Source organism: Micromonospora sp. (assembly GCF_048594385.1).
GTDB lineage: Bacteria > Actinomycetota > Actinomycetes > Mycobacteriales > Micromonosporaceae > Micromonospora > Micromonospora wenchangensis.
In genome coordinates this window covers 1-16,352 of sequence record NZ_JBMDWU010000178.1, presented here as the reverse complement: position 1 = coordinate 16,352, position 16,352 = coordinate 1, and the positions used below count along the sequence as shown (strand labels likewise).

Below are 16,352 nucleotides of genomic sequence, written 5' to 3'. Positions count from 1 at the left end.
GCGCGCTTCCCACCACCGCGGCGCCCAGCCCGCTGCCGAGCGGCGACCGCGTCCGCTTCTGGCCCTTGATCACTGGGGGGTTGCTGCATCCGTCACCTCGCCGAGTACCGCCGAGCCCCCTTCGGGAACGTTCGGCACGGTACCGCACTCCGTATCCGTTTCCGCAGCTCCCAGGCTTGCACAGGACTCCGAAGGAAGGCCGAAGGTCCCGAAGGGTCCGGGCGCGCATTCCGGTCTCAGGCTGGTCGTACCGAGCCGGCCGGCTGGCTGACCAGAACGCCCCACCGCAAGATCGGAGACACCGCCATGACCACCACCAACGACGCGGGGCGCGCCCCGGCCCGACCGGCCACTCCCCGCCGCCGCACCGCGATACTGCTGACCATCCTGCTGGTCGTAACGATCCCGTCGATCACCATCGCCGTCATCTACCCGGCTTACGGCGCCGGCTGCGCGATCACCGTCGGCACCCTGATTAGCGTCCTGCAGAACGTCCACGACCGGCACCACCGCACCTGAGCTCGCCACCGGTGCCGGGCCGGCCAGTCCCCGCCAGCCCGGTACCGGTGCCCCAGCAGACGTCCGCGTTCTACGCGGCGCCCCGGCCCCGCCCGCCCAAACTGACGCCTTGACCAGCACCGTTCCGCCTGAATCGGACAATTCCAGGATGTCTCGGGGATCTCCGGGCCCCGGGCCTAGTCAGCGCACATGGGGCATATCTAGCCCGGCATAATCGAACGTTATGCTAGGTAGAAACCGAGGCCTCCGGTAACGTCCCGACCGTGACCCAGCCCGCCCCAGAGCCCACAGACGCATCATCGTGGCCGTTGGTCGCGGGCGCCGCGCCGCTGGTCACGGTGCTGGCCGGGCCCGGAGCGTCACCGTGACGCTGACCCCGATACCGGCGACAGAGCTGGCGATCGACGACGCCGGGCGGGGACAGGTGCGCCCGGAGCTGTGGGAGCAGGTCCTTGAGACGGTGGCCGGGTCGACCGCCGAGGCGACGCAGGATGCCTATCGGCGGGACTGGGCCCGGTTCGCCGCGTGGGCGGCGGGGGAGGGGTACATCCCGCTGCCGGCGGCACCAGCGGTGGTGGCCGGGTACCTGACCGCGGCGGCCGCCGAGTTCGACGCCGACGACCAGCCCCGGTACAAGACCGCCACCCTCATCCGGTGGGTCGCCTCGATCAACCAGATCCACCGGGCCGCCGGCCACCCCGGGCCCGGGCGCAGCGAGCGGGTCCGCCGCACCCTGGGCGGCATCAAACGCCAGCACGGCACCCGCCCGTCCCGGCGGGACCCGCTGCTGCTGACCGATCTGCGGGCCCTGCTCGGCCCTCTGTCGCAGTCTTTCGGGGCGTGGCCGGCCGGGATCGCCGCCCGCCGCGACACCGCGCTGCTGCTGCTCGGGTTCACCCTGGCCGCCCGCCGCAGCGAACTCACCACCCTGACCCTGGGCAATCTGACCCTTCACGGCGACGACGGCCTGCACGTGCTGCTCCGCCGGTCCAAGACCGACCAGGAAGGCCGCGGCCAGATCAAGGCCGCCCCCCGCGGCCGGAACCTCGCCACCTGCACCCCCTGCGCCATCACACGGTGGGTGCAACTCGTCCATGCCGCCGACCATGCCGCCGACAAGGCCGCCGACACCGCACAGCCAACCCCGGACGGTCGGGATGGGCAACGCCTCGCGGTCATGCCGGTGCTGCGCCGGCAGACCCGCCCCGTCCCCGGTGATGGCCACGTCTGCCGCGACCCCCTCCCGGTCCCGGCCGACCCGACCGCCCCGGTGTTCCGGGTCGTGCACCGCACCGGCCGCATCTACCCCCGCGCAATGGGCGGGGACGCGGTCAACCAGGTCATCGCCCGCCGCGCGGCGGCCGCCGGCTGGCCCCCGGAGAAGATCGCCCTCCTCGGCGGGCATTCCCTACGCTCAGGGTTCATCACCGAAGGGTTCCGGGCCGGAGGAGACCCGGCCGCGATCATGCGGCAGACCGGGCACCGCAACCCCGCCCAACTGGAGACCTACCGCCGCGAACACTCCCCGCTGGTCGGCAACATCGTCCAACAACTTGACCTATGACCGATTCACTACCGCACGCGCCGGCGCCGGCGGCGCCGCTGGGGGAGCGGCTTGGCGGGCTGTCGCCGGCCTACCGGGCGGCGTGGGAGCTGTTCGTCGACTGGTGCACCATCGCCGGCCACCCCCCACTCCCGACCAGCTCGAGCGCGGTGATCGCGTTCCTGCACGACTGCCCGGCCGCCCCCGCGACCCAGGGCGTCCGGGTCCGGGCCATCACCACCGCCCACACCCGCGCCGGCCACACCGCCCCGCCGCGCACCCCCGAGATCCTCGACGTCCTGCGCGGACGACCCCGGCGACCCGACCCGCGGATCCCGCTACCGCCCGGGCACGTCGACCGGCTCCTGACCGACCTTCCCATCCACGGGTGGACGCAAGGGTGGTTCGGCCGCCGCGACCGCGCCCTACTCGTTCTGGCCGATACCGGGCTGACCTACAGGGGGATCGCCGAGCTCGCCGTTTGCGACGTGTACTTCGCACCCACCGGGACCACTCTCCACAGGGGGAACAAGACCATCGAGCTGCTGACCGGACCGGACCCAACCCGGTGCCGGCCCTGCGCCCTCGCTTTTTGGATCTCGGCTCTGCAGCTCGCCGCGGCCAGCGCCACCGTGCGGGTCGCCCGCGCCGTCGACCGTGCCGCCCCGCTCACCTCCGACCGGCCGCACCGCTGCCAACAGCCCGTCACCATCACCGACGTCACCCTGCCGCTGCTACCTGTCAGCAGCGCCTGGGCCCAACTCGACCTCGACCCCGCGCCGCTCACTCGTCGGACCATGTCCCGACTCGCCCGTGCTCGAGGGCACCGAACCCACCGTCACCATCCGCCACCGGCCGGGGCGACACCGTCTCTTCCGTCAGCAACCTCGCCAGCGGCCGCACCACTGGAGCCGATCGACCCAGAAAAGGCCGCCGTTGTCCGGCACGCCACCGCGGCCGTACTTAAGCCGCTGACCGCCACTCTTGATGCCCTCGACGTAGCCGCAGCTGACTTAGAGCGCCGGACAGCCGCGCTCCTGTCAAGCCTGTAAGAGAACACGGGCTGGAATCAGGAGATGGGCTGCCCGCAATAGCCAGCCCACATCTTGTAGTTGCCGGTGGTGGTGTCGAGGAACGCGCCGATGTACCGGTAGGGGTTGCCGATGGTGCCGCCGTCGGTGTTCTTGTAGGTGTTGCCGTACGGCAGGTACCCGTACTCGGCGGCCTCGCCCTGGGTGCTGTTGGTGAGCAGCAGGACGGAGTCCTGTCGGTCGGTGACCACGTAGTAGGTGCCGGTGGCGCTGGCGGGGTCTTTCTGCTAGGCGATGAGCTTGCCGTCAGGGTCGCGAATGGCTCGCTGGGTGGTGCTGCCGGCACCGTGCTGGACGACGTTGTTGCCCAGGATGGCGCTGGTGTAGGAGACGCCGTTGGCCGCCAGGCGCTGGGTGTTGGTGGTGCCCAGGTAGTCGTAGGCGACGGATCCGGTGGTGGTGGCCTGCTGGTTGAGCGCCGTGTAGGTCGCGCCGGTGGTCTGGTTGCCGTTCGCGTCGTAGGACAACGTCGTGGCTCCGGACGGTGCGGTGCAGGAGGAGCTTGGTCTCATCGACGGCCGTGCGCCCTCTGGTCGTTCGACAGCAGCAGTTGTGTTTCGTGATGATGGAATCGTCCTGTTGTGCCTGTCGAGGTGAAGGGTCGTGGGGATGGCGTCGGATCCGGTGGTGGGGCTGGGAGAGGCCATCCAGGCGCTGCGTGAGCAGCTGGCTCTGGCCCGGCGGGACGGCTGGTTTCACGAGCTGGGGTTCCACGTCGCCCCGGTAGAGCTGACGATCCAGGCGGTGGTCGAGAAGGGCGCGGACGGCAAGATCGGGTGGGGTGTGTTGAGCGTGGGTGGGGACTACAAGTCCTCGACGACGCAGACATTGAAATTGACCCTCACGCCGGGTCTGCGCCGACCAGACGGCACCTTGGATACGGACTTCGAGATCGGGAATCAGCAGACCGTCGAGCCACGTTTCGGTGGTCAGGTTCCCGGTGCGCAGCCCGACCCAGCGGCTGGCGCCTGACCCCGTGATGACGGGTGCGCCGACGGTCGCAGGTGTGCCGACCGACCGCGTGGTTTCGGTGGTTGCGGTGCTGTCGAACGGCAAATTTCAGGTCGGATCGGGGTATCTGATCACCGGTCGGTTCGTGTTGACCGCCGGACACTGCACCCGGGACAAGACGGCGGCCGCTTCGGTCGATGAGCTGCGAGTCTTTAGGGCGTCGGACGGCTCGCCGACGTCTGGGGTCACCGTGGTGGCGGAATCACCGCGAGCAACCGGGTTGGATCTGGCGGTGCTGAGGTTGGGCTCAGCTCCGTGGGTCGAAGACCTCCCCGCGCCGGTGTACGCCCGGGTCGATCGCTCGCAGAGTGGGGTGCTGCACGATTGCCAGGCGCTCGGCTACCCGTTGTTCCAAGATGCCGGCCACGGTGACCGACAGATCGCCGAGCTCCACGGGGTCATTTATCAGGCTGAGCTGGCCGGGACCGGACGGTTGGTGCTGCGGGAACCCCTCCTTGAAACAGTCACCAGCCCTCCCGACGTCGATGGGACGGCGTGGGGTGGACTGTCAGGGGCCGTGGTGTTCCACCACGGCCAGGCCCTGGGCGTAGTGATCGAACACCACCCCCGGCAGGGGGCGTCCGCGGTCCAGCTGGCCGCATTCGACCACCTGCAGCAGTTGATCCCGCATCGTGCTGACGTCGCAGCGGTGGCCGCCGAGCTGGGCATCACCACGGACCGGCCGCTCCCGGTGGCCGCCGCCCGACCGGTCGCCCCGCTCGCCGGGCTGGTGGAACTCGTCGCGGACGGAGACCTGCCTCGGGTTGAGGCGCTCGATCCGTATCGGCTCGGCGCTTCGGAGTCCAATTACGGCGGGCAGGGCCGCTACGGCGAAGCGGATCCATACGTTCCCCGCACCCACAACGACGTCGACCAGCGGCTAGCCGACGCACTGGTGCAGGATCGGCTGGTGGTCGTGACCGGCCCTTCGAAGGCGGGAAAATCGCGCACCGCATTCGAAGCGCTCCGACAACGCTGGGCCGCAGCCCACATCGTTGCGCCGCAGGTGGGCCTGGCCTGGAATGAGCTGGCCGAGCATCCACGTCTGCGGGTCTCTACCGACCCGCTGGTCATCTGGTTGGACGACCTGCACCGATTCCTGATCGGCGCGGACCCGCTCACCCTCGGCAGGATCACTGCCCTGACCGACCGACCAGGCCCTACCGTGCTGTTGGCGACGCTACGGACCGACCGGTTGTCGGAGCTGCGTGACAGCACTGGTGAACTCGGTCGGGACACCCGCGTGCTACTGGATTCAGGCACCATCATCGAGCTGGCCAGCACCCGTCACAGCGATCAGGAACAGGCCGCCGCCCGGGCGGCGTACCCCGACCAGCATCTGGATTCTGGTCTAGGCGAGGAACTCGCCCACGCCCCCCAACTTCTCGCGAAGTACCGTGAAAGCAGAGACGCAGCCGACCCGCTGCGGTATCTCATCGTGCGCTGCGTCGTCGACTGGGCCCGAGTAGGGCATGACCGTGCCATCTCCGAACCGGACCTGTATGCCCTGGTCCGCGCCATGGCTTGGACCGAACGCCCCGACCTCGACATCACCGACGCTGACCTTGCAGAAGGCGTGCAATGGGCGAGGACGGCTCTGCCAGCGGCGCCGACCGCTGCCCTGCTGATCACTCACCCCCTGCCGGACAAGGTGCGTGGATACCGCCCTTTCGACTATCTGGTCGCCTCCGACAACGGACCACCAGGCCGTAGTCGATCGGTGCCGGACGACTATTGGTTTCACGTATTGGATCACTCCAGCCCGAACGAAGCCTTCGCGATCGGGGTCGCCGCCTACTTCCGCGACGCCATCACAGCGTCAATACGGGCCAGTCAGAAGGCCGCCGCTGCCGGCCACGTCGGCGCCATGTTCAACCTCGGCGTCCTGCTGGTCGATCAAGACCCGCCGGATCTGGCTGGTGCGCGGCGGTGGTACGAGAAGGCGGCCGCCGCCGGTCACACCGGCGCCATGTCTAACCTCGGCGTCCTGCTGGCCGAGCAGTGGGATCCGCCCGATGTGCCCGGTGCGCGGGGGTGGTACGAGAAGGCGGCCGCCGCCGGTCACACCGGCGCCATGTCTAACCTCGGCGTCCTGCTGGCAAGACGGCTGGATCCGCCGGATCTGGCCGGTGCGCGGCGGTGGTACGAGAAGGCGGCCGCCGCTGCCGGCCACGTCGGCGCCATGTTCAACCTCGGCGTCCTGCTGGCCGAGCAGTGGGATCCGCCCGATGTGCCCGGTGCGCGGGGGTGGTTCGAGAAGGCGGCCGACGCCGGTCACACCGCCGCCATGTTCAACCTCGGCGTCCTGCTGGCCAGACGGCTGTATCCGCCGGATCTGGCCGGTGCGCGGCGGTGGTACGAGAAGGCGGCCGAAGCCGGCGATACCGACGCCATGTACAACCTCGGCGTCCTGCTGGCCGACCGGCTGGATCCGCCGGATGTGCCCGGTGCGCGGGGGTGGTTCGAGAAGGCGGCCGAAGCCGGCGATACCGACGCCATGATCGCCCTCGGCAACCTACCCGCCACCCCGGCTTCGTAACTGTTCCGCTGGTTGCCCACGTGAGTCGGCGCCGGTGATTAGAAGCCCGCTAACCACGTTGTTAGTAATCGATCATTTGTGAGACATCGCCGGCCGTGGGATGTCGTTGCAGGTCATTAGTGTCTTAAAACTCGTGTCGCCCGCTATGTCTCGGTAACCTTTGTAAACGGTACGTTGAGAGGGGTGAGAATCGGGTACTGCCGAGTGTCGACACGGGATCAGCACCCGGAGGCGCAGCGCGACGCGCTCGCCGAGGCCAACTGCGACCAACTGTTCCTTGACAAGGCGTCCGGGAAGCTGACCCGGCGGCCGGAGCTGGACAACGCGCTTCGCATGGCCCGTGCGGGAGACCAGCTGGTCGTCACCAAGCTCGACCGGCTCGGCCGGTCACTCGAGCACCTGATCCAGATCGGACGAAATCTCGACGAGCGGGGGATCGCCCTGGTCGTACTCAGTCAAGGCATCGACACCTCGACCCCAGCAGGGCGCATGTTCTTCCACGTCATCGGCGCTGTCGCCGAGTTTGAGCACGCCCTGATCGTCGAACGCACCAAGGACGGACTCGCGGCCGCCCGCGCCCGCGGCCGAGTCGGCGGCCGCAAACGCAAGCTCGGCCCCAAGCAGGTCACCATCGCTCGAGCCATGCTCGACGAGACCGACCCCGATGGGTTCCCTCGCTACACCGTCGCCCAGATCGCCGCCGAGTTCGGCGTCGCCCGGGCGACGATCTACCGCTACCTCGACCAGCTGGATCGCATGGCATGACCGGATCCGAACTGATCGGTCCAGGCACGCGAGCAGCTGTGCGCCCGCTCTTGCACGGCGAACGACCGAGCCTGGCCACGATCGACGATCTGTGGCAAGGACTGGGGTTTAGCCCCCCGGCTCCCGATCTCGATTCGGCGGGGTATGGCGCGCGCTTCCATGCGGTCTCCCGTCGCTTTCAGGGGTATATGGATGGGGTCAACTGGAGCAGCCCGAGTCAAGTTGGACGAGCGCTCAGGGTCTTCGAGTCCACGCTGGGGATGGTCGCGCGGTACCGCTCCGGGATTACCGGATCGTCTGGCTGGAAGCAGCTACGCCTACTGCTCGAAAATGACGGCTATGCGCTGGCCGCTGACGGTCGCATCACCAGCTTGCCCAGAGAGGTCGCCGGCGCCGGTTCCCTGCTGAAAGTGGACCTCACCGAAGATCAGCGGAATGTCCTCGCGGGTCTGTACTGGAGTGTGACGAGGGACGAGCATCCCTCGAGCCTGTCGTGGCCCATCTGGAACTTCGTCCGGTCGGCGATGGCAAAAGGCGGCGTGAGCGAACGACGCGCGGACGACGCGATCATGACGCTACCCGAAGTAGATGCGGGATCAACTCGCCGGCCCTACTCGCTCATCTGGCGATCAGCAGCCCTCGGTGGCCGTATACAGCCCAGTGAGACTGTTGGCCTGAGCTTAGCCGGTGTAGCGCGCGTCCGGATTGCCGCAGCAGACGCTCTAGCCAGTCTCGTGCAAGCTGCGGCCGACCGCGAAGCGGCTCTACCAGTCGACCCGTACCAGTTGCCGTCCGGACAGTGGGACTTGGACGAGCCCATACGACACTTCATGGAGGGGAGCAGTGGTCATACAGTCGGGCGAAAGCCCATGAACGTTCCAACTGTCGCCCACCTGCTTATGCATGAACCAATCCCGCTCGCCGAACCCGAGCAGCGGGACAATCCGTTCGATGACCCGCACTACAGCGTGGAACTTGGAGCCCGCCTCGGATTGTTCCGGGACATCTCCAACGCCTCCGACTACCTACGAGCCCTAGACACGCTCGTAACGCCGACCACGCAACAACCTGGGGACCGTGCGATCGTCGAGTCCCCGCGAGAAAGCACCCAGAAGGAGAGCGGTACCGCCATGACCTCCGCAGAGCGTCCTGAGGCCGTTCAACCACCTGGCGAACGACGCAGGGTCTTCCTCGTCCACGGCCGCAACGACAGGGCCAAGGACGCGATGGTCGAGTTCTTGCGCTCACTGGAGTTGTCCGTCATCGGCTGGGGGGAGGCGAAAACCGAGGCGGATCGGACTACCGAGCTCCCGCCCAGCACGCTCCAGATCGTCTCGGCCGGTCTGCAGATGGCACACGCAGTCGTCGTGCTCTTCACCCCGGACGACCTGGTTTGCCTAGACCCCAGGGTCTCCGCCGGTGAGACAGATCTGCAGGGCCAGCCGCGCCCGAACGTCATCCTTGAAGCCGGGATGGTCTTGGGCATGGCCCCCAAGAAGGCGGCGTTCGTGCGCATGGGCGCACAACGCGAAATCTCAGACATCGCCGGGATGCACTTCCACAACCTTGGTGACTCCCTCGAGCAACGCAGGGAACTTGTCCGGCTTCTCCGAGATAGCCGGGGGCTGGCAGTGGTTGACGATGTGGTTCGGTGGTCAGTTGCCGGCAAGTTCGACGAGGCGCTCGCATACCTCTCGGAGCCGCGCCCTTTCGCGAAGTAGCCCCGGCATCGACTGCAGTGCCCTCGCCGGAGCTAATCGCGGGGGTGGCGAAGACGCAAGCAGAGCAGCGCGAGCTGCTTACCCGCGAGTTGGCGTCGATCGCAAGCAGCGCAGTCGCCCAAGGCTGGGACGTTGTCAACAACTCGAACAGGGTGTTTCGTTTGCGAAGTCGACGCGGACAGGTCCACGAATTCTTCCGGAGGCCAGATCCGGTTGACAACCGAGGTCGTCTTCGGCAGTTCGCCCACGAACTGCGCGCGGCGGGTCTTCGGGTGAACAGGACGGTGCGCAAACCAATCGACAACCGCGACTGATCAACGACACCTGATGTGAGGTGGAGGCCCCCCTGCGTCGACCGTTCCGGCTGTCAGCAGAAGGGCCGGTGACTCCAACCCGACTTCATCGAGAGCTCCTCGGCCAACTTGTTAGCAGAGGCACGCCGTACCTGCCCGAACCGACCTCTCCGGCGTCTCAGGTTGGGCCACCGCCTGGGTGAACCCAGCGATCGGTTCCAGACCGTTCGCACCTAAGAGACCAGATGTCTGGTTCGCGGCGAAGTCTAGCTGCGGCGACGAGGAAACCTAGGCCGCTCAGGTTCTAGGGCCAGCAGCGAGTGGTATCGGAACCTCGCGCAATGCGTTGGCCAGATACCGGGCCCTCACCGGGACATCCCTGCGGGTCAGGTATCTGGGACTGGCCCACCCACAGCCAACCTTCGCCTAGCCCGATCGCCGACCCGCTGTCCGGGTGTCCCACCTGGGGAACGCCTAATGGGACAGGCGCCACCGCTCGCGGAAGTCCGTTGACCTTCTTGCGGTCAGGTCTCAGGGAACAAGGATTGCTGGATCGGACGAGGTGTGGATGTTGCGGGATCGTTCGTGCCATCAGGGCGGGTGACCTCTCCGACGGCCATTGTCTCCCTGAACCCCGGGTCTTCGGAGAACGTCGCGCCTTCGAACCCGGCATCCCCGGAGAACGTTGCACCTCCGAACTGGGCGTTCCCGGAGAACGTCGCGCCCTCGAACTCGGCGTTCCCGGAGAACGTCGCGCCCCGACTTCGGCGTTCCCGGCGAACGTTGCATCCTTGAACCAGGCGTACTTGGAGAACGTCGCACCGCCGAACCCGGCGTCCTCGGAGAACGTCGCGCCCCTGAACCAGGCGTTCCCGGAGAACGTTGCGCCCCCGAACTCGGCGTTCCCGGAGAACGTCGCGCCCCCGAACTCGGCGTGCCCGGAGAACGTTGCGCTCGCAAACCAGGCGTTCCCGGAGAACGTCGCGCTCACGAACCAGGCGTTCCTGGAGAACGTCGCGCCGAGGAACCCGGCGTGCCCGGAGAACGTCGCGCCCTCGAACCCGGTGTCCTCGGAGAACGTCGCGCCCTCAAATTCGGCGTCCTCGGAGAACGTCGCGCCACGCGCATCAAATTTCCCGGAGAACGTCGCGCCCAGGAACCCGGCGTGCCCGGAGATCGTCGCGCCACGCGCATCGAATGTCCCGCTGAGGCGTGCCATGACGAACTGACATTCAGGTAAGCGCTCTGCGCCGCGGAGATCGAAGTCATTGCGCCACCAGGCAGTTTCCGGGTTGCGGTCGCGATGCAAGTGGTCCGCAGCAACCCGGAGGATGGTTGCTCGGACCTGAGTTTCCTCGGATGCCTCGCGGTGGTCGGTCGGTGGCCGGGGTGGGGGTGGTGCAGGGGGGTGTCCGGCTAGCCGCCGGCCGGTCGAGCGGGTAGGTCGGGTGGGGGGTACGGCGAGCGGGGTAGGCCAGGGCATTCGGAGGTAAGCGCATAGCACGTCGATGCAAACCTGTCGTTGGTCGGGTTCGGTGCGGCCCCATTCGTCGGCGAGCTGGGCTAGGGCGTACACGCCGGCGAGGCGGATGGCGGCCTTTTCGCTGCCGAGCTGGCCGGAGGCGGCGGCGTACCGGTCGCGGTAGTCCTTGGCGTCGGCGCGGGTGTTGGCTTCGATGAGTTCGTCGCGGCGGCGCTGCTCCTTGTCGATGGCCTCGTGGCGTTCGGCCTCGGTGGTCTGCTGTTTGCGGTACGCGACGTATCCGGCGGGCACTGCTGCGACAGCGCCGGCGGCCAGGACGGCGGATCGGATGACGTCTGCCCATTCGTCTTGACCGTATGGGCGTGCGATGACCCACCCGGCGGTGATTGCAACGGCCACGATGATCAGGCCGGCTATCAGGGACCAGAAGATGTGGTGGCCGCGGAGGTGACCACGAGGCCCGCTGGTGACCGGGGTTGGTGCCGGTTCGCGCGGTTCGGGGACAGTCATGACCGGATTGTGTGGGTCAGCAGCGGTCCTGCGTAAATGTCGCGGTGCGGGTCACCACGACTCCGGGCCGGTTCAGGCGGATCGGCGGCGCATGACGGAGACGTCGTCGATGGTGAGGTCGGGTCGGAGACGGCCCCAGCGAGCGAGGTGTCGCCAGACGCCCTGGTCCTGGGCGGGGTCGACCACGACCTCGGCGACCAGGACCGGGTCGACCCGCACCAGCGTGGCCCGCTCGACGCCGAACCGGGTGCTGGCCAAGGTGTGCGGCCAGGGATGCCCAGCGCCGGCCGGGGTCAGGACGTCGGAGAGCTCGGCGGCCGCCGCCGCGGATAGAGGAGCGCTGCGCGCGACGATCCGCAGCCGGCCGGCGGTGTCGTACCGGCCGACCACGACACTGGTCGGTCGATGCCAGGCGCCGATCAGGCCGCCGACCACGACGTCGACCATGTCGCGGTGCTTGGTTTTCACCCACTGCCGAGATCCCGGGATGTACGGGTCGGCCATGGCCTTGCTGACGATGCCCTCGACGCCGACGTTCGCCCAGCTGGTCATCCAGTCGACCGCGATCGCGTGGTCGGTGGTCGACGGGCACAGCCGTAGCGGCGGGGCCCAGTCGGCGGCCAGTTCCTCGAGGAGCTGGTGCCGGGTGCGGAGCGGCTGCGGCCGGACGTCGACCCCGGCCACGGCGAGCAGGTCGAACCCGACCCAGGAGGCGGGGTGCGCGCGGCGCTCGGCCGCGACCGTGCGGGGTCCGGCGCCCAGCCGGCGACCGAGCAGGCGAAAGTCGGTGCGGCCCTGTGTGGGGTCGAGGATGACGACCTCGCCGTCCAGGACGCACCCGGGTGGGATTTCGCGGACCGCGGCCTCGGCGACCTCGGGGAACGCCGCGGTCAGGTCCACGCCCTGCCGGGACCAGATCCGGGCGGTCCGGGTGCCCCGTACAACCGCGGCGCGGTAGCCGTCGAACTTGAGCCCGAACAGGACATCGCCGCCGCCGATGCGCTGCGGGATGGTGTCCGCCGCGCGGGCCAGGGCGACGTCGACCGGGCCAGTCAGCCGGCCCGCCCGCGACCCGCCGTCCCGTCTGCTGCCCGTGCTCACCCGTCCATCATCCTCGCCGCCGATGGTCCATCATGGACAAGTGTTCGACGGGCTGGCGGGGCGGGGTGAACCGCTGAACAGCGTCACGCCCGACCGCGTCCCGAACGGCAGCACCGGCACCATCCCAGTCATCGCCCGCCTGGTCTGGGAGGACTGCGAAGAGTGGTGGCCCGCCCGCGCGGTCCGCTGGACCGACACCGCAGTCTTGGTCAGCATCCAACTCGACCCGCCGGACCCGCTCAAGAACAAGACGGTGTGGCTCGCCGTCGACGACGTCAAGCGCCGCCACCGGCAACCCCACTGGTCAGCCGCCGACACCCGCCGCCACGGCCGGCCGCGACCGGGGACAGGCTCAGTCGACGTCAGCCGGCGGGCTGGCCGGTAGCTCCGTCAGGCTGGCCGCGGTCCGGGCATAGGCCCGCTCGATGTACTCCTCCAACTTGACCCGCTCAACCCGCCACTGCGCGCGTCCACCGATCTGAATCCCGACCAGATCCCCGGACCGCACCACCGCGTACACCTGGGCCTGCGACACGTTCAGCTCTTCCCCGACGTCCACGAGGGTCAGGAATCTCGGCCCTGCCGGCGGCTTGGAAGGCGACACCGAGCGACCGTAACTGGGTCGCCGCGGCCAACGGTCGCCTGCCCGGATGGTTCCAACCAACGGCACCGCTAGCTGTAGGTCGCACGGAACGTGAAGTTTGGCTCGGCGACGGCGTGGCGGTTCCACGCCCGCATAACCGGGTGTTTGCTGAGTGAACGACGAGGTGGCGACCGTGACCTGCTGGCCGAGATCGAGGCCGGTGCGCTCAAGTTAGGGAAGCGGCCCCCGCTGCAACGGGGACCGCCTCGTCCCGGTATCGGATCGCTGGATCGAGAGAGGGACAGCATGACCGTAACGCCAACCGGTTCGCCGACGCACGAGGCGACACCGGAACCACCGAGTCGGCGCTGGCCGCTGATCGTCGCGCTCATCTGTGCGGGCGTCGCCGGCTCGGTCGCCGTTGTCCTGTGGCCGCTCTACGGCACGGCCGCGGCGGTGCTGGTGAGCGTCGCGGTAGGGATCGTCGGGGTCCTTCGGAACTGAGTTTGGCGCTGCTTCTCGGTCAGCGGTGGCGGCCGCGGGGCGCCGGGGTTGCGCCGTCCCAGGTCGGTAGATCGGGCTGGGCGGTGCAGCCGGGCCAGATCCATTCACGGTCGCAGCGTCGGCACCGCCACGAGCGGTGCGCGCGTTGGCCGTGGGTCTGGGACAGGCACATGCAGGGGATGTTGCCGACCAGGACCTGGTCGCCGCCGAGCGGATGCCCCTGCGGGCACTGCGACGGCGCGTGCTCGACGAGTTCGCCGGCGGGTCCGAACCGGTAGTGGCTCGCGTCGATCCGGTACCGCCGTATGTGCTCTATGTTCCCCACATCGGGAATGTACATCTGTTCTACTAGCGTTCCAATCCGGCTGGCACGAGGTAGTTCGGGCTCCGTTCTCGGTCGGTCCTCGCCGCCGACGACAACCGCGGGGGAGTGGGCAGTCCGAGAGCGACCGACGTCGGAGGAGTGACACCGGCAAGGTCATAGGCCAGGCGTACGGCGGCCGTGGTCTCGGTCGACGGTGGGAACCGCTCGTCCAGCAGGCGCGCGGTCGTGGTGGCGGCGTGGACGCGGCCCTCGATGGTTCGAAGGTCACGGTGGCTGCGGACGTAGACCTCGGCGGCCAGGTGGTGCACCGACCGGCACCGGCGAGCATCGAGCCAGTCCAGCACCTTCTGGCCGTGCAGGTCGGCGATCTGTGCGGGGTCCATTCCGTGCCCGTCGCGGGGTGTGCGGACCAGCCACCCGGCGTTGACGAGTGCGATACCGGCGTCCACCGCGGCTCGCCGGCCGGCCTCGTCGTCGTCCATTGCGACGATGATGCGACGCCGGTCGGCCGGCACCGCGGCGGCCAGGGCCTCGATGTGTGCCGCGGTGAACGCCGTGCCGGTGACGGCGACCGGGACCACGTCCCCGCCGTATTGACCGATGGCCAGCGCGTCGACGGGTCCCTCGACGAGGACCGGTGTGCAGCCGGCGGCCAGTCGTTCGGCGCCCTCGCTGAGTCCCAGCAGGAGCCGGCTCTTGTCGAAGGCGTCGGTGGCCCGCGTGTTGAGCCACCGCGGTTCGACGTCGTCCCGCAGTGCCCGGCCGGCGTACCCGGCGATGTGCTGGCCGTCGCGGATGGCGACGATGACCCGGTCGCGGAACACGTCGCGGATCTGGCCGTCGCCGGCCACGCGGGCCAGGCCGGCGGCGATCGCGGCCTCGTTGCTGATCCCGCGCATGTGCAGCCAGGCGGCGATCCCTCCGCCGACGGGTCCGTAGCCGACGGTGTACCCGTCGGCTATCGCCCGGACTCCGCGGTCGGCGAGGTACCGGGCGGCGAGCTCGGCGCGGCCGAAGTCCTGGAACCACTGGGTGGCCGTCATGTTGATCCGGTGAAGGTCAGCCGTAGTGAAGACCGGCTCAGGGGCCACGGTGACTGCGGCCGGCGTCGCTGGCGCAGCTGCCGGCTCGGAGGTGTGGACCGCGGCCGCCGCGGCGTGCTGGGCGCGTTCGAGCAGGGCGTCCGTATCGACCGTGGTGGTCTCGGGGTTCAGTCGCTCGATGACTTGGTGCGCGGCCTTGATCACGCGGTTCGCGGTGTCGCGGACGACCTGGATCGCGGCGTCTGGGTCGTTGCCCTGGGCGGCCCAGGATGCGACGTAGGGGAACGAGTAGTCATCGGTGGTGATGCCCTGGCTGCCCAACACGAGCGCAGCGAACGATTCGGCCTCAACCTCGACGGTGCCGCGGCAGTCAGGTCGACCGGAGGCTTGGTCGACGGGATCGTGCAGGACAACGTGCCCCAGTTCGTGCGCCAGGGTCTTGACCGCTTGTAGCTCGGCGACGTCGTCGCGCACGCGGACGATCCGTTCCGCCCACTGCGTCCGGCCGTTCGCGCCGCCGCAGTCGCTCCGCTCGATGGTGAACCCGCAGCCCTGGATCTGCCGGGCCAGGCCGGACCACAGCTCGGCAGGTGCGGCTCCGGTCAGCTCAATCGGGCGCACCAGGGGGAGCTCTTCCCCCGGCACGATCGGGTCGGTCTGCCTGACGTCGAACACCGACGCCGTCCGCACGCCCACCATCCGACGCCCGGGCTCGCTCGACTCGCCCGCCGGCTCAGCCAAAGCCTGAGCGGTGGGCTGTGCAGCGTCCTCCGGAGTCCGGCGGGCCATGACCGGCGCCAGGATGGTGATCCCGCGCTCGCCCTTACGCACCTGCCGGCCGACCGACTTCCAGGTCTCGTAGCCGGCGACGTACGTCGCGTCCGGAGCCTGCTTGAGGATCGAAATCGTGTTGTTGAACGAGTAGTTATGGAACCTCGCAGCGAACCGCAGGTACCGCGCCCAGTCCTCGCCGGTGATCAGCTCCCGGACGCCGTCGACGATCCGATCGTGCGCGGCCACGAGCTTGTCGGCGGCCGCCTGACGGCGGCGCTCCAACTCTGCGGGCGAGGACTTACGCCGCGACGTCGCCATTGTCAGACCCCCGACCGGCCGCGTGTCGTGCGCAGACTGGCGACCTCGCTGCGCAGCTGCGCGATCTCCTCGTCCTGCGCCGCCTGCCGCTCGACCATCCGCTCGATGGCCTCCTGTTGGGCTTCCAGGATCGGCATCACGTCCACCGGCGTCGCGACAGGCCGGGGGGTCGTCACGCCGGATTCTCCTTCTCGCTGCTGTCGGGGGGGGGGAATCCCGGCGGCGGGGC

The 16,352-nt window shown here is 68.9% G+C and carries 17 protein-coding genes and 1 pseudogene; 9 read left to right on the top strand and 9 right to left on the bottom strand.

All coding sequences use genetic code 11. The features are described from left to right. Positions 1–306: 306 nt before the first annotated feature. The 3 genes from ACOJTC_RS09380 to ACOJTC_RS09370 all read left to right on the top strand — a co-directional run bounded on the left by ACOJTC_RS09380 (position 307) and on the right by ACOJTC_RS09370 (position 3,114). Positions 307–519 (top strand): hypothetical protein, encoded by a 213-nt coding sequence (locus ACOJTC_RS09380; protein ID WP_420116550.1) that lies wholly within the window; start codon positions 307–309, stop codon positions 517–519. A gap of 364 nt (positions 520–883) precedes the next feature. Next, complete coding sequence (locus ACOJTC_RS09375) at positions 884–2,083, top strand: hypothetical protein (protein ID WP_420116549.1); 1,200 nt, start codon at positions 884–886, stop codon at positions 2,081–2,083. Then, complete coding sequence (locus ACOJTC_RS09370; protein ID WP_420116548.1) at positions 2,080–3,114, top strand: hypothetical protein; 1,035 nt, start codon at positions 2,080–2,082, stop codon at positions 3,112–3,114. The genes ACOJTC_RS09375 and ACOJTC_RS09370 overlap by 4 nt, the downstream gene beginning before the upstream one ends. Before the next feature lie 17 nt (positions 3,115–3,131). On the opposite strand, the gene ACOJTC_RS09365 is transcribed toward ACOJTC_RS09370, so the two are convergent. Next, positions 3,132–3,344: a hypothetical protein gene (locus tag ACOJTC_RS09365; RefSeq protein ID WP_420116547.1), complete on the bottom strand. Its 213-nt coding sequence runs from the start codon at positions 3,342–3,344 to the stop codon at positions 3,132–3,134. A 36-nt stretch (positions 3,345–3,380) separates the two neighbouring features. Next, positions 3,381–3,620 (bottom strand): hypothetical protein, encoded by a 240-nt coding sequence (locus ACOJTC_RS09360; protein WP_420116546.1) that lies wholly within the window; start codon positions 3,618–3,620, stop codon positions 3,381–3,383. Between the two features lie 142 nt (positions 3,621–3,762). Here ACOJTC_RS09360 and ACOJTC_RS09355 point away from each other — a divergent pair, with 142 nt between their 5' ends. The 4 genes from ACOJTC_RS09355 (at position 3,763) to ACOJTC_RS09340 (ending at position 9,189) form a co-directional block, all read left to right on the top strand. Then, on the top strand, positions 3,763–4,125 hold the full coding sequence (locus tag ACOJTC_RS09355; RefSeq protein WP_420116593.1) for a trypco2 family protein: 363 nt from the start codon (positions 3,763–3,765) through the stop codon (positions 4,123–4,125). Further along, entirely contained in the window at positions 4,094–6,703 is a 2,610-nt protein-coding gene (locus ACOJTC_RS09350; RefSeq protein ID WP_420116545.1) for a trypsin-like serine protease, read from the top strand. The genes ACOJTC_RS09355 and ACOJTC_RS09350 overlap by 32 nt, the downstream gene beginning before the upstream one ends. A gap of 183 nt (positions 6,704–6,886) precedes the next feature. Then, positions 6,887–7,468, top strand: coding sequence for a recombinase family protein (locus ACOJTC_RS09345; RefSeq protein ID WP_420116544.1), 582 nt, complete (start codon positions 6,887–6,889; stop codon positions 7,466–7,468). Between the two features lie 260 nt (positions 7,469–7,728). Further along, positions 7,729–9,189: a TIR domain-containing protein gene (locus ACOJTC_RS09340; protein WP_420116543.1), complete on the top strand. Its 1,461-nt coding sequence runs from the start codon at positions 7,729–7,731 to the stop codon at positions 9,187–9,189. A gap of 817 nt (positions 9,190–10,006) precedes the next feature. On the opposite strand, the gene ACOJTC_RS09335 is transcribed toward ACOJTC_RS09340, so the two are convergent. The 3 genes and pseudogenes from ACOJTC_RS09335 to ACOJTC_RS09325 all read right to left on the bottom strand — a co-directional run bounded on the left by ACOJTC_RS09335 (position 10,007) and on the right by ACOJTC_RS09325 (position 12,576). Further along, the gene (locus ACOJTC_RS09335) at positions 10,007–10,282 is read right to left on the bottom strand and encodes a pentapeptide repeat-containing protein (RefSeq protein ID WP_420116592.1); all 276 of its coding nucleotides are present in this window, start codon (positions 10,280–10,282) and stop codon (positions 10,007–10,009) included. Beyond that, positions 10,258–10,701: pseudogene (locus ACOJTC_RS09330) on the bottom strand (pentapeptide repeat-containing protein); the annotation flags it as partial. The pseudogene ACOJTC_RS09330 and the gene ACOJTC_RS09335, both read right to left, overlap by 25 nt. An 846-nt stretch (positions 10,702–11,547) precedes the next feature. Beyond that, the gene (locus ACOJTC_RS09325) at positions 11,548–12,576 is read right to left on the bottom strand and encodes an ATP-dependent DNA ligase (protein WP_420116542.1); all 1,029 of its coding nucleotides are present in this window, start codon (positions 12,574–12,576) and stop codon (positions 11,548–11,550) included. A 40-nt stretch (positions 12,577–12,616) separates the two neighbouring features. Between ACOJTC_RS09325 and ACOJTC_RS09320 the strand changes: the two genes are divergently transcribed. Then, positions 12,617–12,961: a hypothetical protein gene (locus ACOJTC_RS09320; RefSeq protein WP_420116541.1), complete on the top strand. Its 345-nt coding sequence runs from the start codon at positions 12,617–12,619 to the stop codon at positions 12,959–12,961. Here ACOJTC_RS09320 and ACOJTC_RS09315 read toward each other — a convergent pair. After that, the gene (locus ACOJTC_RS09315) at positions 12,929–13,180 is read right to left on the bottom strand and encodes a helix-turn-helix domain-containing protein (protein ID WP_420116540.1); all 252 of its coding nucleotides are present in this window, start codon (positions 13,178–13,180) and stop codon (positions 12,929–12,931) included. The two genes, ACOJTC_RS09320 and ACOJTC_RS09315, sit on opposite strands and share 33 nt — an antisense overlap. A 285-nt stretch (positions 13,181–13,465) precedes the next feature. On the opposite strand from ACOJTC_RS09315, the gene ACOJTC_RS09310 reads away from it, so the two are divergent. Next, complete coding sequence (locus ACOJTC_RS09310; RefSeq protein WP_420116539.1) at positions 13,466–13,663, top strand: hypothetical protein; 198 nt, start codon at positions 13,466–13,468, stop codon at positions 13,661–13,663. 19 nt (positions 13,664–13,682) lie between these two features. Here ACOJTC_RS09310 and ACOJTC_RS09305 read toward each other — a convergent pair whose 3' ends face one another. The 3 genes from ACOJTC_RS09305 to ACOJTC_RS09295 form a co-directional block, all read right to left on the bottom strand. Continuing rightward, on the bottom strand, positions 13,683–14,003 hold the full coding sequence (locus ACOJTC_RS09305) for a hypothetical protein (RefSeq protein WP_420116538.1): 321 nt from the start codon (positions 14,001–14,003) through the stop codon (positions 13,683–13,685). Between the two features lie 8 nt (positions 14,004–14,011). Then, entirely contained in the window at positions 14,012–16,123 is a 2,112-nt protein-coding gene (locus ACOJTC_RS09300; protein WP_420116537.1) for an ArdC-like ssDNA-binding domain-containing protein, read from the bottom strand. 2 nt (positions 16,124–16,125) lie between these two features. Continuing rightward, positions 16,126–16,352, bottom strand: a 227-nt coding sequence (locus ACOJTC_RS09295) for a hypothetical protein (RefSeq protein ID WP_420116536.1), incomplete at its 5' end; no start/stop codon positions are given.

Coding starts and splice junctions, on each gene's coding strand:
- ACOJTC_RS09380 (WP_420116550.1), top strand. CDS start 307: ATGACCACCACCAACGACGCGGGGCGCGCCCCGGCCCGACCGGCCACT.
- ACOJTC_RS09370 (WP_420116548.1), top strand. CDS start 2,080: ATGACCGATTCACTACCGCACGCGCCGGCGCCGGCGGCGCCGCTGGGG.
- ACOJTC_RS09355 (WP_420116593.1), top strand. CDS start 3,763: ATGGCGTCGGATCCGGTGGTGGGGCTGGGAGAGGCCATCCAGGCGCTG.
- ACOJTC_RS09340 (WP_420116543.1), top strand. CDS start 7,729: ATGGTCGCGCGGTACCGCTCCGGGATTACCGGATCGTCTGGCTGGAAG.
- ACOJTC_RS09310 (WP_420116539.1), top strand. CDS start 13,466: ATGACCGTAACGCCAACCGGTTCGCCGACGCACGAGGCGACACCGGAA.
- ACOJTC_RS09305 (WP_420116538.1), bottom strand. CDS start 14,003: ATGTACATTCCCGATGTGGGGAACATAGAGCACATACGGCGGTACCGG.
- ACOJTC_RS09300 (WP_420116537.1), bottom strand. CDS start 16,123: ATGGCGACGTCGCGGCGTAAGTCCTCGCCCGCAGAGTTGGAGCGCCGC.